This is a genomic window from Halomonas sp. B23F22_3 (assembly GCF_043496965.1).
In the GTDB taxonomy this organism is placed as follows: Bacteria; Pseudomonadota; Gammaproteobacteria; order Pseudomonadales; family Halomonadaceae; genus Halomonas.
Window position 1 is genome coordinate 1 of sequence record NZ_JBIEKG010000004.1, and the last position, 14,362, is coordinate 14,362.

Genomic DNA, 14,362 nt, shown 5'->3' on the forward strand with positions numbered 1-14,362 from the left:
GCCGAACTCAGCAGTGAAACCGATCAGCGCCGATGGTAGTGTGGGGCCTCCCCATGCGAGAGTAGGTCATCGTCAGGCACCTATTCCGAGAAAACCCCGAGCTCAACGAGCTCGGGGTTTTTTCATGTTGGGCTCAGGAATTTTTGATCGGGCCGAGGAGGGCGGTCCGCCCCATGTCGGGATGATGCGTCGTTCACCCCTGCTGTCATGCGCTGCCCCAACCGCAACGCCCCCGTCTCGAATGAGGCGGGAGCGTTTTAATTTGGGGCGCCGGGAACGGGGCAGGGGCGGGGTAGCCAGATCATGCGTGAGCGACTAGGGTGTACGTCGGTACGCGTGCAATGGATTCCGATATCTCAGGAGGAGATGATCATGAAAAAGAGCAACATGCTGCGCAAGCTTGGCCTGGCCCTGCTGATTGCCATGCTGGGGGCCGGCCTGGCCGCCTGTGAGGAGGAAGGACCTGCCGAGCAGGCGGGCGAGAACATCGACGAGTCCGTGGAAGAGATGGGTGAAGGCGTCGAAGAGATGGGCGAGAACCTGGAACAGGCGGCGGAAGACGCGCAGAACTGATTTCAGCATCGTGACACGAAAAAGGCCGGGCATTGCCCGGCCTTTTGCGTTTCGGTTCGAGGTGCAGCGAGCGATCAGCTCGGATTCTGCTCGATGCCCTGGAGGTACCAGGGGGCACCGTCACGAAGCTGGCGAGTCAGGTGCCAGGTCTCGTTGAACTCGGACTCCTCCCCGTTCTCGGCGATGATGCCGTGGAAGATCACCGTGGCCTCGGCCTGCTGGCCGACCTCGCGGATATCGCCCAGCTCGGCGAACAGGCGCACGATCTCGGTGCGGTTGTTGGCCGGCTGACGGTCGCGCTCCTCGCGCAGCAGGTTGTAGAGCTCCGGTGTCACATACTCCTGGATGCCGGCGAAGTCGTTGTTGTCCCAGGCGCGCTGCAGGGTCATGAAGTGCTCCTTGGCACCGCCCAGGAAGCGCTCGCGGTCGAACCACTCGGGCTCCGAGGCCAGCCCGCCGCCCATCGGCGCACTCGCGGCCTGGAAGGCCTGGGGACGCGCCGCCGTCTCCTGTGGGTTCGGTCCGCCCGCCGTGGCGGTCCGCCGACGGCTGGCGAACAGCCGGAAGAGCAGGAAGGCCACGCCGGCGACCAGCAGGATGTCCATCAGGCGAAGCTCGTCGAAGGCACCTCCGAAGAACAGTGCGGCGAGCAGGCCACCGGCCAGCATGCCGCCTAGCATCCCGCCCATGCGGGATTTCGGACGAGTCTGGGTGGTGCGGTTGCCGGCAGTGTCTCGGCTGGTGGTGGCGGCGGGCTGCTGCACGCTGCGCGACTGGCTGCCGAAGCTCTTGCCGCCACCCAGGCGGCGGGCATCGGCATGGTCCACGGCGAGGCCGAAGCCCAGCACGCCGACCATGAGCATGACGAGAAGGTGACGCATCGGGGGGAATCTCCATCGAGGAAGGGGGGGGCGGGAAAAATCGGAAGTTTCCATTCTAGCGGCTATGCTGGTCGGCCACGACCACTATCCGCGCCACCCTCACGCACCAAGGAGCCCGACCATGCGCCTGTCACGAGAGAAGAGCCTGCTGTTGATCGTCGACCTGCAGGCCGGCCTGCTGCCGGTGATCGAACATGGCGAGCAGGCGGTCACGGAGGCGGCCTGGCTGGGAGCGCTGGCCGGCTCGCTGGAGGTGCCGGTCTGGGTCACCGAGCAGTATCCCCAGGGGCTGGGGGGCAGCGAGCCTCGCCTGCTGGAGGCGCTGCCGGATCATCGTCTCTGGCAGAAGCTGCATTTCGGCGCCCATGACGAGCCGGCCTTCGCCGAGGCCCTGGCCGAGAGCGGCAAGCGCCAGGTGGTGCTGTGCGGTACCGAGGCGCATATCTGCGTGATGCAGACCGGGCTTGGCCTGCTCGAGGCGGGCTACGAGGTCTATTGGCTGGTCGAGGCGACCGCCAGCCGACGAGCTGGTGAGGCACGCCTGGCGAGGGAGCGGATGACCCGGGCCGGCGCGGTGGCGGTGAGTGCCGACATGGTGGCCTACGAGTGGCTCGAGCGCTGCGACGATGAGCGGTTCAAGCAGGCCCACCGCCGCTTCCTCAAGGGGCGCTCGGCGCGCCCGCTGACGTTCAACTGAGCGTCTGGATGAGCGGCCTCAGGCGGCGCCCTCGGCGCGGGTGAAGACCAGGGTATCGCCCTCTGAGAGGGCGGCATTGAAGGCGTAGCCGGCCACGTCGAAGTCCTTCAGCCCCTCGGGGTCGTCGAGGCGCTGGTGGATCATCCAGGCGGCCATCAGGCCGCGGGCCTTCTTGGCATAGAAGCTGATGATCTTCAGCTTGCCGTTCTTCTCGTCCTTGAAGACCGGGGTGATCACCCGTGAGGCGAGCCGCTTGGTGTCGATCGCCTTGAAGTACTCGTTGGAGGCCAGATTGACCAGCACCGGGCTGCCGCTGGCGGCCACGGCGCGATCGAGCTCGGCGGTCAGCGTCGCCTTCCAGAAGGCATAGAGATCCTTGCCCGCGGGATTCTCGAGCCGGGTGCCCATCTCCAGGCGATAGGGCTGGATCAGGTCCAGCGGGCGCAGCAGGCCGTAGAGCCCGGAGAGGATGCGCAGGTGCTCCTGGGCGAAGGCGTTGTCGCCGTCATCAAAGCCGTCGGCCTCTAGGCCCACGTAGACGTCGCCCTGGAAGGCCTGGGCGGCGGGCTTGGCGTTCTCCGGGGTGAACGGCGTGTGCCACTCGGCGAAGCGCGCGGCGTTGAGCCCGGCGAGCTTGTCGCTGATGCCCATCAGCTCGCTGAGCCGCTGGGGCGAGTAGTCCCGCAGGATCTCGATGAGTTCCCGACTCCGGTCGAGGTGGTCCGGCTGGGTGTGCCGGTTCGTGGTGGCGGGGGTCTCGAAGTCCAGCGTCTTGGCGGGCGAGATCACGCTCAGCATGGGGGGCTCCTGTCGCGAAAGGGTGGCCGGATGGCGGTGGCGCCCAGTATATCAAGTCGCTCGCAAGCGATGGGCTATCGGGGAGATAGCCTCCCCTCGCCGCGCCTTTCTGGGCGCGGGCGCAGGCCCCCGGCGGCGCGACATCTTGCCAGGGTTGAGTCACCGACGGGGCGAGCGTATGCTTGCCCTCCCAAAGCCCCGGCGGAGCCCGGAAGGCCATCGTTTATTGCCAGGAGGGGTGCCGGACACAGGGCGTGGCCGGCTTCCCTCCGCTTCACTGGACGCAGGGTAGTTGCCATGCCAGAGGCATCCTCACTGTTCACCCGGCTCGAATACCGGCTTGCGCAGCAGCTCTTTCATATTCGCTGGCTGCCCCGTTCGCCGCGAACGCAGCGCCTGACCATGCACCTCTTCCAGCGCTGTGCCGATGCCGGGCATCCGGCGGCGCTGGCGCAGTACGGGCACATGCTCTTCCATCGTGGCGTCAGTCCCCAGGACAAGGCCCGCGGGGCGCGCTATGTGCTCGAGGCGGCCCAGGCCGGGGATGCCAAGGCCCAGTATCAGGCGGGGCAGATCCACGAGCACGGCTGTGCCCAGTATCCGCGGCGCGACGACCACGCCGTGACCTGGTACGCGCGCGCCGGTGAGGCGGGCCATCCCCTGGCGGCGACCCGCCTCGCCCGGGCCTATCGCCATGGCGAGCTGGCCCTGCCGGTGGATGCCGAGAAGGCCGGGCACTGGCAGGCCCTGGCCGATCGCCTGGCCGGCTTCGACGAGTTGCAGGAGGACGGCGCCTCGCCGGCGAGTGCCCTGGGCGCCGCAGCAGTGGACAAGGCCGGAGGCGAGACGCGACACTAGGCCTTTGCCGCGACGGCACCGGCCACTTCGACCAAGGACTCTCCCGCCCGTGACGCTACCCACACTGCTGGATATCGAGGCGTCCGGCTTCGGGCGCGGCAGCTACCCCATCGAGGTCGGCCTCGCCCGCGGCGATGGCAGCACCTGCGCCTTCCTCGTCCAGCCCCAGGAGGAGTGGACGCACTGGGATCCCAAGGCCGAGCTGCTGCACGGCATCAGCCGCGGTCGGCTGCAGCGTGAGGGCTATCCGGTGCGTCAGGTGGCGCGCTGGCTCAACGACGAGCTGGGCGAGGTCGGCATCGCCTACAGCGACAGCTGGGGCTACGACAACACCTGGCTGTCGCTGCTCTTCCATCATGCCGGCATGCTGCCGGCCTTCCGTCTGGAGGCGCTGCGCATCCTGCTGAGCGAATCGCAGCAGGCGCTGTGGAGCCGCACCAAGGAAGCCCTCATCCTCGAGCGGGACATCCATCGCCATCGCGCCGGGGAAGACGCCCGCCTGCTGCAGCTCACCTACCAGCGCACCCTCGAGCTCGTCGCCGACGCCTGAGCCGACAGGCGGTGTAACCCTCGCCTCTGCTCGCCCGCTCCGACCCCCCTCGGGGGCAGGCGCACGCCCCCAGCATGAACACGCTTTGCCGATGGCGAGGACGAGACGCCTCGTGAACCCTCGCTCAGGCGTCCCGGGCCAGCCGGGCCTCCAGGGCGTCCAGCAGCTCGATGGGGTCGGCGGCATCGATCAGCTCGGCCCGGGTCCGGCCGTTCAGGAAGCCCTGTTCCACCGTGCTGTCGAGGAAGGTCAGCAGCGGCGCGTAGAAGCCGGCGGTGTCGAGAACGCCGATGGGCTTGTCGTGCAGGCCCAGGTAGTGCCAGGTCCAGGCCTCGAAGAACTCCTCCAGGGTGCCGATGCCGCCCGGCAGCGCGATGAAGGCATCGGCGTGGGCCGCCATGCTGGCCTTGCGCTCGTGCATGTTGCGCACCCTGACCAGCTCGGTCAGGCCGTGGTGGGCCTGCTCGCGTTCGACCAGGTGGTCGGGCATCACCCCGATCACCTCGCCGCCGGCGGCCATCACGGCATCGGCCAGGCGGCCCATCAGGCCGACGCGGGCGCCGCCGTAGACCAGGCCGTGGCCGCGCCGGGCGATCGCCTCGCCGAGCCGCTCGGCGGCCTCGAGGTGTTGCGGGTCGCGGCCCTCCCGGGACCCCAGGTAAACGCAGAATCTCGACATGCTCTCCTCCTTGGCAGGGCCATCATGCTAGCGGTTCCGGCCACGGCACCGGAAGTGCCCGGTCCGCAAACGCGAAGGGCGCCCTCAAGGCGCCCTTCGCGGTCGTGATGGCCGGCTCAGCGAGCGCCCGAGGCGTCGCGCTTCATGGCCTGGCGCAGCAGCTTGATGCCCACGCCGCTGATGACGATCAGGCTGGCGATCAGCGCGAGACTGGCAATCACATGGGTATCCAGGTACATCCGGGGTTCTCCTTATGTTATCGGAATGGTGTCGTCGGGGACGGTGTCGCGGGGTGATGCGGTCGGCCGGGGGCCGGCGTCACGGCAGGCAGTCGGCGACGGCGTAATGCTCGTCGAGCCACTGGCCGATGACGTTCTCGCCGCACAGGTGGTGTGCATACTGGGTATGCAGGCAGCGGACCTGGTCGCGGTTGGCGATCCCGCCGATGCCGCGCGCGGTCAGCACACCATCATACCCGAGGCAGAAGACCTCCGCCTTCTGGGCCTCGCTCATGTAGTCCCAGCGCGCCGCCACGTAGGCGTCGTGGCTGCGGTGGTAGGCGGCCAGGAAGTCGGGGTCCTCCTGCAGGCGGGTCTCCAGCTGCTTGATCACCCCGGCGGCCTCGATGTGCGAGATCTCGATCTTGAGACGCTCCGAGCAGAGCCAGTAGAGCGTCGGGAAGGGCTTGCCATCGACGATGGGCGCCATGCGCAGCACCAGCGGCGTGCCCTCGCCGTCGGTGGCGGCCAGGGCCTCGATGCCGCGGGGCGCGCGGCCGAGCTGCTCGGCGATGATGGCCAGTTGGCGCTCATCGGGGGCCTGATCGGTTCGGATCACCATCGTCGTTGTCCCGTACAAACTTGTTCGAGTGCCCCACGGCCAGGAAGAAGGCGCGGTTGAGCTGCTCGGGGGTGGGCACGTAGCGCCATTCCCGCTCGCAGTACTCGCCGGCCCTTGCCATCAGCACGTCGTAGAGGCGATTGAACGGCGCATCATAATCGTAAGGGTCGGCGCCGAACAAGCGGATGTGCGGATAGTCGGCAAAGCGCTCGATGAAGTAGCGCTTCAGGTCGGCCTCGACGGCGCGGTGGCGCGGGGTGTCGTCCGGGTCCAGCCAGAGGGTGTAGCGGATGGCCATGGGGGCTCCCGTCGGTGGAGGGCGGTGGGGATATGACAGCGACGGTCCGAGTTTGGCTCCGGCGGCGCTCGGCTCAGCGCCGGGCCAGCGGAGCCTCGCGGGCGCCGGTGAGGCGCGCCAGATCGCCGGGGGCGAGGCGGATCTCTAGCCCCCGCCGGCCGCCGCTGACGTGGATCGCCTCGAGGGCCCTGGCGCTCTCGTCGAGGAAGGTGGGCAGGCGCTTGCGCTGGCCCAGTGGACTGATGCCGCCCACCACGTAGCCGGTGGCCCGCTCGGCCTCGGCGGGGTCGGCGAGGCTCGCCTTGCGCGCCCCGGCGGCGCGGGCCAGGGCCTTGAGGTCGAGCTGACAGGGCACCGGCACGATGGCCACCGCCAAGCGGCCGTCGTCGAGGCGGGCGAGCAGGGTCTTGAACACCTCCTCGGCCGGCAGGTCCAGCGCCCGGGCGGCCTCCTCGCCGTAGGCGGGGGTGCGGGGGTCGTGCTCGTAACTGTCGAGCTGGAAGGCCACGCCGGCCTTCTCCAGCATCTTCACGGCCGGGGTCATGCGTCTGCCGGCTCCTCCTGGCGATGGGCCTCCAGGGCCTCGCGCAGTTCCCCCTCGATGGGCACGGCCTGCTTGGTCGCGTGATCGAAATGCACCATCACGGTGTGGCCGAGGTTGGTCAGCTGGCCCTCCTGGCGCGCCTCCTGGCTCACCGTGAAGGAGCTGTTGCCGAGCCGCGAGACGTAGGTGCGGATCTCGATCTCGCGGCCGTACTGCAGCTCGGCCCGGTAGTCGACCTCCATGCGCGCCATGATCAGCCGCCACTTGCGCGGGTCCAGATCCGGCGTGAAGAGTCGGAAGAGGTCGTTGCGCGCCAGCTCGAACCAGGCCGGCAGGCGGGTGTTGTTGACGTGACCCAGGGCATCGGTGTCGTAGAAGGCGGGTTCCACGGTGCGAACGAACATCGGCGTTTTCCTCGTGAGCGTCTCGGGAGAGACAGCTTTGCCCCGAGCAAGCGCTCGGTCAAGTGCTGGTGCTGGGCGATCGGGTCCGGCGCGCGGCGAACCAGGCCTGCAGGCGGGTCCAGGCCAGCAGCCAGGCGGTGGCGACGACGAAGCCAGCCAGGGTGCCGACGAGCAGCCCGAAGCGCTCGTAGGTGAGCGAAACGCAGAGCGCGTAGCAGAGCAGCGAGCCGAGCCCGGCCGGGTAGTGCTTGATCACCGTGGCCACCGGCGCCGCGCCGTGGGTCAGGTGCAGGATCACCAGGAAGGGGTACATGGTCACCGGGAAGGCGGCCATGACCCCGGCCCAGGCGGCCGGCATCACATGAGCGAGGCCGGTGATCAGGAAGATGATGCCGGCGGCCAGGGCGGCCCGCAGGCCGAGTGCCGCCCAGCTGAAGCCGCCCCGGGGGCCGGCCGCGGTATCGGGGACCCGCCGATAGAGCCGGATGAACAGCACGATCGCCGCCAGGGTGGTGAGGGTGCCGGTCAGGCGCGTGAACTCCACCTGGGTCAGCAGCAGGCTCACCGCCAGCCAGGCGATGAAGCCACCCGCGCTGCCGGCCAGTACCCCGGGCAGGCCATCGCGCCTGGCGCACAGCAGATAGCCGCCGCCCAGCGCCAGGGTGGCACTGAAGCCGGCCAGGGTGTGCACGGCGCTCTGGGTGGCGAAGGCCGGCGAGATCTCCAGGCCGATGAAGAACAGCGCGATGGCGGTGCCCAGCGGGTAGCCGGAGAGCAGGCCGGCCACGCGGGTGCTGACGCGCTCGGCGATCATCGAGAGGCCGAGTACCACGCCGATGGAGACCGCGAGCTTGGCCAGCTGCCAGGTGAGGGGAACGTCCATATCGTAGGTGGGTCCTTATCATCAGGGTAAGACGAGTCGTCGAGGAGACGCGCCATGGCCGGTCATGAACTCTCGCCCCCGCCGCGGCCCGAGGCCTGCGAGCTCTGTGCGCGGGCGGCACCGCTGACCAAGCATCACTTGATCCCGCGGGCCCTGCACGGCAAGGCGCGCTACCGGCGCCGCTTCGACCGGACCGAGCGGCTCACCGCCATCCTCTGGGTCTGCCACGCCTGCCACCGGCACATCCATGCGGTGCTCGGCGAGCGCGAGCTGGCCGAGCATTATCGCAGACGCGAGGCCCTGCTGGCCCATCCGCAGATCCAGGCCTTCGTGGCCTGGCTCTCCACCAAGCCGGCGGGGTTTCGGCCCAAGAAGCGGGCCGCCCGCCGCGGCTAGCGGGGCAGCGAGCTCAGACCAGGCGCAGCCCCTTGAGGTCGGTCCAGGCGGCGCGGAGCGCGGCGGCCAGCGGTTCACGCAGGTGCTCGGGCAGCGCCTGTTCGGCCGCCTCGAGGCTCTCGACATCGCGATTGCGCAGCCAGCAGTAGGCCCAGGCACAGGCCTCGTCGTCGCTGGCCGGCACGGGGCGGGCGGGCATCTGCACCAGCAGGAAGGTGGCGGTGCGCGCCGCCCACAGCGGTGGCTCCTCGCCGTCGGCACGGCTCCAGGTGGCGAGCATCTCGCCGCTCGGGGTTTCCTCCGGCAGGCCGATCCGCGTCACCCGGGCGGTCTCGGCGAGCAGCAGCGCCAGGCGATCGGCATCGCCCTGGCCCAGGGTCAGCCACTGGGCGACCAGGTCGGGCAGGCCGCGGCGCACCTTGGCATAGAAGCCGTCTTGGGGCATGGTCGTTGTCATCTTGTTGGCCTTCTGGGAGCGGGAACTGCACATGGAATTCGATTTTGCCACGCCCGTCGAGCGTCGCCACCCATCGAAGGGTGACTGGCCCTCGCAGAAGTGGCACCGCTACGGCGAGGACGTGCTGCCGCTGTGGGTCGCCGACATGGACTTCGCCTCGCCGCCGGCGGTCATCGAGGCGCTGCAGGCGCGGGTCGCCCACGGCGTCTTCGGCTACGGCCAGGTGCCCGACAGCCTCCGGCAGGCGGTCTGCGACTGGAGCGCCGAGCACTATGGCTGGGCCATCGAGCCGGAGTGGCAGCTGTGGCTGCCGGGCGCGGTGCCGGCCCTGCACCTGGCGAGCCTGGCGCTCACCGCGCCGGGGGACGGGGTGCTCACCGTCACGCCCATCTATCCGCCCTTCCTGCACGTCGCCGAGCGGACCGGGCGCTTGCCCCAGCAGGCGGCGCTGCGGGCGCCAGCGGCCCCCGGAGAGCCCTGGCGACTCGACCTCGAGGCGCTGGAGGCGGCGATCACCCCCGAGACCCGGCTGCTGCTGTGGTGCCAGCCCCATAATCCCACCGGGCGCATCTGGAGGCGAGAGGAGCTGGAAGGGCTCGCCGAGCTGGTCGAGTGCCATGACCTGCTGGTGGTCTCCGACGAGCTGCACTGCGACCTGCTGCTCGACGAGGGGGCCCGCCACACGCCCCTGGCCGCTGCCTTTCCCGCGCTCGCCTCGCGCATCCTGACCCTCTGGGCGCCCTCCAAGACCTTCAACCTGGCGGGGCTCACCACGGCCTGCGCGGTGATTCCCGATGCCGGCCTGCGGCGGCGCTTCGCCGCGGCGGCCAAGGGCCTGCAGCCGGACGGCAACGTGCTCGGGCTGGTGGCCGCCGAGGCGGCCTACCGGCAGGGCGACGCCTGGCGCCAGGCGCTGCTCGAGACGCTGCGCGAGCAGCGTCGGCGGCTGGACGAGCGAGTGGCGCACTGGCCGGGGGTGAGCATGAGCGCGCCCGAGTCCACCTACCTGGCCTGGCTGGACCTGCGCGAGGCGCCTTGCCTGCAGGGGATGGATGACTCCCCCCAGCGCCTGCTGCTGGAGCGCGCGGGTGTCGCGCTCTCCGACGGCGCCGACTTCGGCTGGCCGGGCTTCGTGCGGCTCAACTTCGGGACCACGGCGATCCAGCTGGAGGCGGCCCTGACGCGGCTCGATGGCGTGCTGAAGGGCTGAATCGCCGCGCACCGGCGCCAGGGGTCCGACGGCAACGGCCGCCCCATGGGGCGGCCGTTGTCGCGAGCGTGCTCGGTCGATCGGCGGATCAGTAGAGCAGGGCGAAGAGCTTGCGGCGATAGGTGACCGTCAGCGGGTGATCGGCGCCCAGGGCGTCGAAGGCCTGCAGCAGGGTGCGGCGGGCGGCATCCTCGCCGTAGGCCCGGTCACGCTTCATCAGGGCGAGCAGGGCCTCCAGGCCGGCCTCGTACTGGCCATCGGCCAGCTGGCGCAGGGCGCGCTTGAATTGCGCTTCGCTGTCGTCGCGCTCGCCCAGGGCGGCCAGCTCCTCGGCGGAGGGCGCCTGCTCGCCGAAGGCGATGCTGGCGCGCACGCCGCGCGCGGGGGCGGCATCGCGCTCCTCCGGCGGCAGGTTGTCGAGCAGCTCGCGGGCCTGCTCGGCCTCGCCGTCGGCCACCAGGGCGCGGGCCAGCTCCACCTGGTAGGGCGTGTGCTGGGGATACTGCTGGATGAGCTCCTGATAGATGCTCCGGGCGGTGGCGGCATCGCCGGCGGCCAAGGCCTCGGCGGCCTGGTCCTCGGGCGTCTGCGGGGCCTCCTCCGGGGCCGGGAAGTAGCGGCCCAGCCACTCGCGGATCTGCTTCTCCGGCAGGGCGCCCTGGAAGTGGTCGACCAGGCCGCCCTGGCTGATCAGCTTGACGTCGGGCGCGCTCTGCACGCCCAGCTGGGCGGCGATCTCCGGCTCCTGATCGATATCCAGACGACCCAGCAGGAAGGCGCCCTGGTATTCCCGGGCCAGCTTTTCCAGCACCTGGCTCAGCTGCTGGCTCGCCGCCTCGTTGCGGCTGCCGCAGTCGAGCAGGACCGGGACCTGCATGGAGGTCTCGAGCAGCTGTTGGATGTTGCTGCGATCGACGTCGAGGACGACATCGGCCTGCTGGTCGTTGGCGGGCCCGGCGTGGCTCTCGCCTGAGGAGGTGTCGGTGGTGAGCGGCTCACCGGTACGGGGGTCGACGATGGGCATGGTGACGGTAGCCTTGATCCAGGGTGAGTTTGTCCACTAGATGCGGGCCGCCGGCGGCGACTTCAAGGGGCGAGCGATGGGCGGCTCAGGCACTCTGTCTCTCGGCCCGGTACCGGCGCGGATGGTAGGAGCGATCTATGCTGCATTAGAAGGGAGCGAGATCTGCCCCTCGCGCCATGGGTGCGTGCCACTGCCGGGGTTTGCCAACGGAGACACGGGAATGCCAATGCTGCCGCTGCATCGAGCCCTGATCGACAGGCGCGCCACCCTCTGGCTGCTGGCGCTGTTGTTATGGCTGGTGAGTCTCTCTGCCCAGGCCCGCGTCTGTGACCTGCCCGTCCAGCAGACCAACGAGCGCCCGCTTGCCGACGGGCCGGCCACCGAGGTGCAGGTGGGGTGGGGGGTCATCGACGTCCTCGATATCGATGACATCAACCAGCAGATCGAGGGCGACTTCCTCATCACCTTCTCGTGGATCGACCCACGCCTCGACGGGCTGGAGGGGTGCCGCTTCCAGCGCAGTAGGGTCTGGGTGCCGGAGGTGACGCTGTTCAACTCCTTCTCGTTGACGGCGCGGAAGACCAACCTGCTCGATCAGGTGGCGATCGATGACGGCGGGCGAGTGATCTACCAGCAACGCTACAAGGGCACCATTTCCACCTACCACCCCCTGCAGGATTTCCCGTTCGACAAGCAGGCGTTCGAATTCAGGATCGGGTCGGTGGAGAGCTCCCCGGACCAGATACTGCTGGCGCCCATGCCGGAGCGGACCTTTATCGCTCGACGCCTCAATATCGAGGGCTGGCGGATCACCGGCCTGGAAACGGCGGCGGCCATCGAGGCCATTCCCGCCCTCAACGAGGATCGCAGTATCTTCACCGCCAGGCTCGGGGCCGAGCGCGTGGCGACCTACTATGTCTTCAAGATCATGTTGCCGATGTGCCTCATCGTGGTCATGTCTTGGGCGGTCTTCTGGGTGCCCGCGCATCGCTACGAGTTCCAGATCGGCCTCGGCGCCACCTCGATGCTGACGCTGATTGCCTTTCAGCTCTCGATGTCCACCTATCTGCCCCGCCTCGGCTATTTCACCATCGCGGATCAACTCATCGCCTGGGCCACGGTCCTGGTGTTCCTGGCGATCTTCAACGCCGTCGCCACCGGCGTACTGGTGAACTCGGGGCGTGAAGCGACGGCAACCCGGCTCGACAGGCTATGCCGCTGGATCTTTCCGCTGCTGCTGGTGGTCGGCTGGAGCGTTGCGATGCTCTAGCGGGCGGGACATCGAGGCGGGCGCAGGGCATGATCGTTCAGTGAGCGGGCGTCATCATGCCCCGGAGATCGGCCAGACCGGCGTTCGCTCGAAGGCCTTCTGCCGGTCCGGTGAGAAGCGGGGCGATCGGATCCTGCCCCGTCGATATCAAGCGGTCGTGTGCCTTTCGGCGGAGAGACCAGCGCGCAGGAAAAAGGAGAGCGCGATGAGTCCGGCGCCGTTGAACAGCAGTTCGATGCCCAGCAGGATGCCCAGCAGGTTGGGAGCGATCTGGAAGAAGTTGGCGACGATGAAGATGGCGAGCAGCACGGACAGTGCCCCCGAGACCAGCATCGGCCAGAAGAAGCTGGTGTGGCGCATCTGGAAGGAGGTGACCACTCGGGCTACGCCGCTGGCCGCAAAGAGGATGGTGACGAGGGCCGCCAGCGAGATGATTCCCTCGAGCGGGCGAAACAACAGCGACAGGCCCAGCAGCAGCATCACGGCGCCCAGCGCCATGCCGAGCACCTTGCCGACCAGCTTGCTCTCCCCGAAGCCGGCGAAGATCTGAAAGCCGCCGGAAACGGCGAACAGGATCCCGGCCAGGGTGGTGACGGCCAGCGAGGCGGCCACCGGGTTGGCCAGCACCAAGAGCCCGAAGCCCACGGACAGAACCCCTAAAATCAGCTACTTGACCCATGCTTTCATGTCAAACCTCGCTTAGTTTGCGCATGACCTTTGGGACTTGAGTGTAGCACTCAGGCGGGGATGACCAGCGGCATTCGCTCATCGAGCGAGGGCGTGAACGGGGTGTCAGCGGTGAATGAAGATAACGACAGCACAACGAAAGAAGGCGTATCGTCCGTGGACGATACGCCTTCTTAAATTTGGTAGCGGGGACCGGATTTGAACCGATGACCTTCGGGTTATGAGCCCGACGAGCTACCAGACTGCTCCACCCCGCATCAACGTGAGGCGTATTCTACACGGAGTTCGCCTTTAGTCAAGGAGGGATGTCCAACGCTCGTCCCAGGGCCGGTCCCTGGTCCATACTTGATGGGCGTCACAAAAATGACTGTCCAACAACTCATAATGGTCATGCTGGTGGTGGCCCGCCCGGTCACCCCATGACGATGTCATTCATATCAGGGAGATAGCCAATGACAAAGCAAGCACCCGTCGCCTGGGTCACCGGTGGTACCGGCGGTATCGGCAGCGCCATCTGCCGCGAACTGGCCTCACAGGGCTACATGGTGGTCGCGGGATATCACAACCCGGAGAAGGCGAAGGCCTGGCTGGAGACCCAGAAGGCCGAGGGCTACGACAACATCGCCCTGTCCGGCATCGACCTCACCAGCTACGACTCCTGCGTGGCCGGGGTGAAGGAGATCCGTGAGGCGCATGGTCCGGTCAGCGTGCTGGTCAACTGTGCCGGCATCACCCGCGACGGCACCATGAAGAAGATGTCGCCGGATCAGTGGAACGAGGTGATCGACACCAACCTCAATAGCGTCTTCAACACCTGCCGCAGCGTGATCGAGGACATGCTGGAACAGGGCTACGGTCGCATCATCAACATCTCCTCCATCAACGGCCGCAAGGGGCAGTTCGGCCAGGTGAACTATGCGGCGGCCAAGGCAGGGATGCACGGCCTGACCATGTCACTGGCCCAGGAGACCGCCACCAAGGGCATCACCGTCAATACGGTGTCGCCGGGCTATATCGCCACCGACATGATCATGAACATTCCCGAGAAGGTGCGCGAGGCCATCCGTGAGACCATTCCGGTCAAGCGCTACGGTACCCCCGAGGAGATCGGCCGCCTGGTCACCTTCCTGGCCGACAAGGAGCAGGGCTTCATCACCGGGGCGAACATCGACATCAACGGCGGGCAGTTCATGGGCTGATCCCCGGCCGCCGCAGCATACCTGCCGCCGGTGACCCCGGCGGCAGATGGCAGAACGCGAGGCTGAGGCCTCGCGTTCTTGTGTCTGGACGGGTGGTAGGGGCGGAGTTTGCCG

The 14,362-nt window shown here is 68.3% G+C and carries 20 protein-coding genes, 1 tRNA gene and 1 rRNA gene; 9 read left to right on the forward strand and 13 right to left on the reverse strand.

Annotated elements, in window-relative coordinates; genetic code table 11:
* Together rrf and ACGTNG_RS09170 are read left to right on the forward strand one after the other, a co-directional pair.
* Positions 1–78 (forward strand): 5S ribosomal RNA (gene rrf / locus ACGTNG_RS18120); the annotation flags it as partial.
* A 294-nt stretch (positions 79–372) separates the two neighbouring features.
* The gene (locus ACGTNG_RS09170) at positions 373–573 is read left to right on the forward strand and encodes a hypothetical protein (RefSeq protein ID WP_394576725.1); all 201 of its coding nucleotides are present in this window, start codon (positions 373–375) and stop codon (positions 571–573) included.
* A 74-nt stretch (positions 574–647) separates the two neighbouring features.
* Here the strand turns inward: ACGTNG_RS09170 and ACGTNG_RS09175 are convergent, their stop codons facing one another.
* Complete coding sequence (locus ACGTNG_RS09175; RefSeq protein WP_394576726.1) at positions 648–1,454, reverse strand: Tim44 domain-containing protein; 807 nt, start codon at positions 1,452–1,454, stop codon at positions 648–650.
* A gap of 121 nt (positions 1,455–1,575) precedes the next feature.
* On the opposite strand from ACGTNG_RS09175, the gene ACGTNG_RS09180 reads away from it, so the two are divergent.
* Positions 1,576–2,151: an isochorismatase family protein gene (locus ACGTNG_RS09180; RefSeq protein WP_394576727.1), complete on the forward strand. Its 576-nt coding sequence runs from the start codon at positions 1,576–1,578 to the stop codon at positions 2,149–2,151.
* Positions 2,152–2,169: 18 nt separating this feature from the next.
* Here the strand turns inward: ACGTNG_RS09180 and yaaA are convergent, their stop codons facing one another.
* Complete coding sequence (gene yaaA / locus ACGTNG_RS09185; RefSeq protein WP_394576728.1) at positions 2,170–2,949, reverse strand: peroxide stress protein YaaA; 780 nt, start codon at positions 2,947–2,949, stop codon at positions 2,170–2,172.
* A gap of 297 nt (positions 2,950–3,246) precedes the next feature.
* On the opposite strand from yaaA, the gene ACGTNG_RS09190 reads away from it, so the two are divergent.
* Both ACGTNG_RS09190 and ACGTNG_RS09195 read left to right on the forward strand, forming a co-directional pair.
* Entirely contained in the window at positions 3,247–3,807 is a 561-nt protein-coding gene (locus ACGTNG_RS09190) for a tetratricopeptide repeat protein (protein WP_394576729.1), read from the forward strand.
* Positions 3,808–3,856: 49 nt separating this feature from the next.
* Positions 3,857–4,357, forward strand: a complete 501-nt coding sequence (locus ACGTNG_RS09195) for a hypothetical protein (RefSeq protein ID WP_394576730.1) — start codon at positions 3,857–3,859, stop codon at positions 4,355–4,357.
* 124 nt (positions 4,358–4,481) lie between these two features.
* Here ACGTNG_RS09195 and ACGTNG_RS09200 read toward each other — a convergent pair whose 3' ends face one another.
* From ACGTNG_RS09200 to ACGTNG_RS09230, 7 genes are all read right to left on the reverse strand, one after another.
* Positions 4,482–5,036, reverse strand: coding sequence for an LOG family protein (locus ACGTNG_RS09200; protein WP_394576731.1), 555 nt, complete (start codon positions 5,034–5,036; stop codon positions 4,482–4,484).
* Between the two features lie 116 nt (positions 5,037–5,152).
* Positions 5,153–5,275: a hypothetical protein gene (locus tag ACGTNG_RS09205; RefSeq protein ID WP_394576732.1), complete on the reverse strand. Its 123-nt coding sequence runs from the start codon at positions 5,273–5,275 to the stop codon at positions 5,153–5,155.
* Between the two features lie 79 nt (positions 5,276–5,354).
* Positions 5,355–5,876, reverse strand: coding sequence for a DUF501 domain-containing protein (locus ACGTNG_RS09210; protein ID WP_394576733.1), 522 nt, complete (start codon positions 5,874–5,876; stop codon positions 5,355–5,357).
* On the reverse strand, positions 5,845–6,174 hold the full coding sequence (locus ACGTNG_RS09215) for a hypothetical protein (RefSeq protein ID WP_394576734.1): 330 nt from the start codon (positions 6,172–6,174) through the stop codon (positions 5,845–5,847). Before ACGTNG_RS09215 ends, ACGTNG_RS09210 begins: the two co-directional genes overlap by 32 nt.
* Before the next feature lie 73 nt (positions 6,175–6,247).
* A complete protein-coding gene (gene ybaK, locus ACGTNG_RS09220) occupies positions 6,248–6,718 on the reverse strand; it encodes a Cys-tRNA(Pro) deacylase (RefSeq protein WP_394576735.1) in 471 nt (156 codons plus the stop codon).
* On the reverse strand, positions 6,715–7,122 hold the full coding sequence (locus ACGTNG_RS09225; RefSeq protein ID WP_394576736.1) for an acyl-CoA thioesterase: 408 nt from the start codon (positions 7,120–7,122) through the stop codon (positions 6,715–6,717). The genes ybaK and ACGTNG_RS09225 overlap by 4 nt, the downstream gene beginning before the upstream one ends.
* 58 nt (positions 7,123–7,180) lie before the next feature.
* On the reverse strand, positions 7,181–8,005 hold the full coding sequence (locus ACGTNG_RS09230) for a hypothetical protein (RefSeq protein ID WP_394576737.1): 825 nt from the start codon (positions 8,003–8,005) through the stop codon (positions 7,181–7,183).
* Positions 8,006–8,059: 54 nt separating this feature from the next.
* On the opposite strand from ACGTNG_RS09230, the gene ACGTNG_RS09235 reads away from it, so the two are divergent.
* Positions 8,060–8,401, forward strand: a complete 342-nt coding sequence (locus ACGTNG_RS09235; protein WP_394576738.1) for a hypothetical protein — start codon at positions 8,060–8,062, stop codon at positions 8,399–8,401.
* A 13-nt stretch (positions 8,402–8,414) separates the two neighbouring features.
* Here ACGTNG_RS09235 and ACGTNG_RS09240 read toward each other — a convergent pair whose 3' ends face one another.
* A complete protein-coding gene (locus tag ACGTNG_RS09240; protein WP_394576739.1) occupies positions 8,415–8,846 on the reverse strand; it encodes a hypothetical protein in 432 nt (143 codons plus the stop codon).
* Positions 8,847–8,889: 43 nt separating this feature from the next.
* Between ACGTNG_RS09240 and ACGTNG_RS09245 the strand changes: the two genes are divergently transcribed.
* Entirely contained in the window at positions 8,890–10,068 is a 1,179-nt protein-coding gene (locus ACGTNG_RS09245; RefSeq protein WP_394576740.1) for a MalY/PatB family protein, read from the forward strand.
* 88 nt (positions 10,069–10,156) lie between these two features.
* Here ACGTNG_RS09245 and ACGTNG_RS09250 read toward each other — a convergent pair whose 3' ends face one another.
* A complete protein-coding gene (locus ACGTNG_RS09250; RefSeq protein ID WP_394576741.1) occupies positions 10,157–11,092 on the reverse strand; it encodes a co-chaperone YbbN in 936 nt (311 codons plus the stop codon).
* 40 nt (positions 11,093–11,132) lie between these two features.
* On the opposite strand from ACGTNG_RS09250, the gene ACGTNG_RS09255 reads away from it, so the two are divergent.
* Positions 11,133–12,362 carry a ligand-gated ion channel gene (locus tag ACGTNG_RS09255; protein ID WP_394576742.1) on the forward strand — a complete coding sequence of 410 codons (1,230 nt, stop codon included), beginning with the start codon at positions 11,133–11,135 and terminating at the stop codon, positions 12,360–12,362.
* A gap of 147 nt (positions 12,363–12,509) precedes the next feature.
* Here ACGTNG_RS09255 and ACGTNG_RS09260 read toward each other — a convergent pair whose 3' ends face one another.
* Both ACGTNG_RS09260 and ACGTNG_RS09265 read right to left on the reverse strand, forming a co-directional pair.
* On the reverse strand, positions 12,510–13,028 hold the full coding sequence (locus ACGTNG_RS09260) for an HdeD family acid-resistance protein (protein ID WP_394577252.1): 519 nt from the start codon (positions 13,026–13,028) through the stop codon (positions 12,510–12,512).
* Positions 13,029–13,229: 201 nt separating this feature from the next.
* Positions 13,230–13,306 (reverse strand) — tRNA-Met (locus tag ACGTNG_RS09265).
* A 195-nt stretch (positions 13,307–13,501) separates the two neighbouring features.
* Between ACGTNG_RS09265 and phbB the strand changes: the two genes are divergently transcribed.
* On the forward strand, positions 13,502–14,248 hold the full coding sequence (phbB, locus tag ACGTNG_RS09270) for an acetoacetyl-CoA reductase (RefSeq protein WP_394576743.1): 747 nt from the start codon (positions 13,502–13,504) through the stop codon (positions 14,246–14,248).
* Positions 14,249–14,362: the final 114 nt, after the last annotated feature.

Excerpts from the sequence above, each read along its gene's own strand:
- ACGTNG_RS09170 (WP_394576725.1), top strand. The coding sequence starts at position 373 with ATGAAAAAGAGCAACATGCTGCGCAAGCTTGGCCTGGCCCTGCTGATT.
- ACGTNG_RS09175 (WP_394576726.1), bottom strand. The coding sequence starts at position 1,454 with ATGCGTCACCTTCTCGTCATGCTCATGGTCGGCGTGCTGGGCTTCGGC.
- ACGTNG_RS09180 (WP_394576727.1), top strand. The coding sequence starts at position 1,576 with ATGCGCCTGTCACGAGAGAAGAGCCTGCTGTTGATCGTCGACCTGCAG.
- yaaA (WP_394576728.1), bottom strand. The coding sequence starts at position 2,949 with ATGCTGAGCGTGATCTCGCCCGCCAAGACGCTGGACTTCGAGACCCCC.
- ACGTNG_RS09190 (WP_394576729.1), top strand. The coding sequence starts at position 3,247 with ATGCCAGAGGCATCCTCACTGTTCACCCGGCTCGAATACCGGCTTGCG.
- ACGTNG_RS09200 (WP_394576731.1), bottom strand. The coding sequence starts at position 5,036 with ATGTCGAGATTCTGCGTTTACCTGGGGTCCCGGGAGGGCCGCGACCCG.
- ACGTNG_RS09205 (WP_394576732.1), bottom strand. The coding sequence starts at position 5,275 with ATGTACCTGGATACCCATGTGATTGCCAGTCTCGCGCTGATCGCCAGC.
- ACGTNG_RS09210 (WP_394576733.1), bottom strand. The coding sequence starts at position 5,876 with ATGGTGATCCGAACCGATCAGGCCCCCGATGAGCGCCAACTGGCCATC.
- ACGTNG_RS09215 (WP_394576734.1), bottom strand. The coding sequence starts at position 6,174 with ATGGCCATCCGCTACACCCTCTGGCTGGACCCGGACGACACCCCGCGC.
- ybaK (WP_394576735.1), bottom strand. The coding sequence starts at position 6,718 with ATGACCCCGGCCGTGAAGATGCTGGAGAAGGCCGGCGTGGCCTTCCAG.
- ACGTNG_RS09225 (WP_394576736.1), bottom strand. The coding sequence starts at position 7,122 with ATGTTCGTTCGCACCGTGGAACCCGCCTTCTACGACACCGATGCCCTG.
- ACGTNG_RS09230 (WP_394576737.1), bottom strand. The coding sequence starts at position 8,005 with ATGGACGTTCCCCTCACCTGGCAGCTGGCCAAGCTCGCGGTCTCCATC.
- ACGTNG_RS09235 (WP_394576738.1), top strand. The coding sequence starts at position 8,060 with ATGGCCGGTCATGAACTCTCGCCCCCGCCGCGGCCCGAGGCCTGCGAG.
- ACGTNG_RS09240 (WP_394576739.1), bottom strand. The coding sequence starts at position 8,846 with ATGCCCCAAGACGGCTTCTATGCCAAGGTGCGCCGCGGCCTGCCCGAC.
- ACGTNG_RS09245 (WP_394576740.1), top strand. The coding sequence starts at position 8,890 with ATGGAATTCGATTTTGCCACGCCCGTCGAGCGTCGCCACCCATCGAAG.
- ACGTNG_RS09250 (WP_394576741.1), bottom strand. The coding sequence starts at position 11,092 with ATGCCCATCGTCGACCCCCGTACCGGTGAGCCGCTCACCACCGACACC.
- ACGTNG_RS09255 (WP_394576742.1), top strand. The coding sequence starts at position 11,133 with ATGCGGGCCGCCGGCGGCGACTTCAAGGGGCGAGCGATGGGCGGCTCA.
- phbB (WP_394576743.1), top strand. The coding sequence starts at position 13,502 with ATGACAAAGCAAGCACCCGTCGCCTGGGTCACCGGTGGTACCGGCGGT.